This is a genomic window from Bradyrhizobium sp. (assembly GCF_049586575.1).
Taxonomy (GTDB): Bacteria; Pseudomonadota; Alphaproteobacteria; order Rhizobiales; family Xanthobacteraceae; genus Bradyrhizobium.
On the sequence record NZ_JBAVCF010000261.1, the window covers coordinates 1 to 2,487 of the forward strand.

Annotated in this window: 3 protein-coding genes; all 3 read left to right on the forward strand. The window is 60.5% G+C overall.

Annotation, left to right across the window (positions count from 1 at the left end; all coding sequences use genetic code 11):
* Positions 1 to 712, forward strand: a 712-nt coding sequence (locus WB528_RS09870; RefSeq protein WP_423888234.1) for a S1 RNA-binding domain-containing protein, incomplete at its 5' end; no start/stop codon positions are given.
* Positions 713 to 917: 205 nt separating this feature from the next.
* Positions 918 to 1,895, forward strand: a complete 978-nt coding sequence (sppA, locus tag WB528_RS09875) for a signal peptide peptidase SppA (RefSeq protein WP_423888235.1) — start codon at positions 918 to 920, stop codon at positions 1,893 to 1,895.
* A 161-nt stretch (positions 1,896 to 2,056) separates the two neighbouring features.
* Positions 2,057 to 2,362 carry an integration host factor subunit beta gene (locus WB528_RS09880; RefSeq protein WP_422250461.1) on the forward strand — a complete coding sequence of 102 codons (306 nt, stop codon included), beginning with the start codon at positions 2,057 to 2,059 and terminating at the stop codon, positions 2,360 to 2,362.
* The last annotated feature ends 125 nt before the right edge of the window (positions 2,363 to 2,487 follow it).

The window sequence follows — 2,487 nt, forward strand, 5'->3', positions numbered from 1 at the left end:
CGTTTCGACCTCGCAGGAAGTCGAAGTTCAGGTGCTCGAAGTCGATTCGGTCAAGCGCCGGATTTCGCTCGGCCTCAAGCAGACCATGCGCAATCCCTGGGAAGTGTTCGTCGAGAAATTCCCGGTCGGCTCCACGGTTGAGGGCGAGGTCAAGAACAAGACCGAGTTCGGCCTGTTCCTCGGGCTCGAAGGCGATGTCGACGGCATGGTCCACCTGTCCGACCTCGACTGGAAGCAGCCGGGCGAGCAGGTGATCGACAACTTCAAGAAGGGCGACATGGTCAAGGCCGTGGTGCTCGATGTCGATGTCGAAAAGGAGCGCATCTCGCTCGGCGTCAAGCAGCTCGAAGGCGATCCATTCGCCGAGCCGGGTGACGTCAAGAAGGGCGCGGTCGTGACCTGCGAAGTGCTTGACGTGAAGGAAGGCGGCATCGACGTGAAGATCGTCGGCACCGACTTCACCACTTTCATCAAGCGTTCCGAACTTGCCCGCGACCGCAATGATCAGCGCGCCGAACGTTTCGCCGTCGGCGAAAAGGTCGATGCGCGGGTGATCCAGTTCGACAAGAAGGCCCGCAAGGTGCAGGTCTCGATCAAGGCGCTCGAAGTCGCCGAAGAAAAGGAAGCCATCGCGCAATATGGCTCCTCCGATTCGGGTGCGACGCTCGGCGACATTCTCGGCACCGCGCTCAAGCAGCGCACCGACAAGTAAGCCTTTCTGCTTGTCTGCCTTGAAACAATCAGCCCCGGTTTCGACCGGGGCTTTTTTCTTCCCTCTCCTACAAAGGGGGAAGGGTAGTTGAGCCTTGTTTTCTTCAAATTGCGCCGCAATTGATGTAATCAGGGCACGGGATTTTTAGGGGTATGAAGCGAAGACGGCATACTCCGCTCAGAGCCTGCTTTTCGGGAGAGTTTCGATGTCGCTAGACTCAGATGTCATCGTCGATCGCCGCAGGATTCGGCGCAAGCTGACGTTCTGGCGTGTCGCAGCGACGTTGATTGCGATTGCGGCCATCGTCACCGTCGGTTTGATCGCAGCGCCGGGCGGCCGGGGCCTGACGTCTTCGGGCTCGATTGCCCGCATCAATATCGAAGGCCTGATCCGCAGCGACCAGGAACGGGTCGAGGCGCTGGAGCGGCTGGAGAAATCGAAAGCCGCGGCCGTCATCGTCCACATCAATTCGCCCGGCGGTACCACGGCCGGTTCCGAGCAGCTTTATGATGCCCTGACGCGCCTGAAAGCCAAGAAGCCGCTGGTCGTGGTGGTGGAAGGCCTGGCCGCCTCCGGCGGCTACATCACCGCGATCGCCGCCGACCACATCGTTGCCAAGCAAAGCTCGCTGGTGGGATCGATCGGCGTGCTGTTTCAATTTCCGAATTTCACCGAGTTGCTGAAGACCGTCGGCGTCAAGGTGGAGGAGGTGAAGTCTTCGCCGCTCAAGGCTGCACCCAACGGGTTTGAACCGACCAGTCCGGAGGCGCGAGCTGCGCTGGACGCGCTGGTAAAGGATTCCTACGCCTGGTTTCGTGGCCTCGTGAAAGCACGGCGAGGCATGGATGATGCCTTGCTGGAGAAGGTTTCCGACGGACGTGTGTTCACCGGCCGTCAGGCGATCGAACTTAAACTGATCGATCAGCTGGGTGACGAGAAGGCCGCGGTGGCGTGGCTGGTCGCGCAAAAAGGGGTCAAGGCGGACCTGCCGGTGCGCGACTACAAGCTCAAGCCGCGCTTTGGCGACCTGACTTTTCTGCGGACGGCAGCTGCCATCTCCCTCGATGCGCTGGGCTTGAGTGCCGTGGCGCGGCAGATCGAGCAAACCGGGGTGGCGCAGGCCGCCGACCGTCTCAGTCTGGAGGGCATGCTCGCTTTGTGGCAGCCCGCCGGGACGAATTGAGCCATTTCCGCACTGCGATTTCGGGGTGCGGGCACTGTCACAATACGGCATCAGGGCGCTTGTCACGTGATTTCGCCAGCGCCTAATTTCATTTAGCGTCTTGACAGTTCAAGGTATTTTCACGGAAATGGACGTCCGTATGCTCCCGGGTCCCCGTCTCGATGATCAAATCCGAACTCGTTCAGCGTATCGCCGAGCACAACCCGCACCTCTATCAGCGGGATGTCGAGAACATTGTGAACGCGATTCTCGATGAAATCGTCGCGGCCCTGGCGCGTGGCGACCGGGTCGAGTTGCGCGGTTTTGGTGCATTCTCGGTCAAGCATCGCCCGGCGCGCGCGGGGCGCAATCCGCGCACGGGCGCACATGTTCCCGTCGATCAGAAGAGCGTGCCGTTCTTCAAGACCGGCAAGGAAATGCGCGAACGGCTGAACCGCGACGGCGAAGGAACGGACGCCGGCGCTTAACGCCGATCCGTTCCCGTTGGTCCGATTCCAATCCACTCCGTGAGCGAGAGAGGATCATGCGCAAGTTTTTCAACGCTGCCATATTGATCCCGCTGGGCGTGATCCTGGTGATCTTTGCGGTGGCC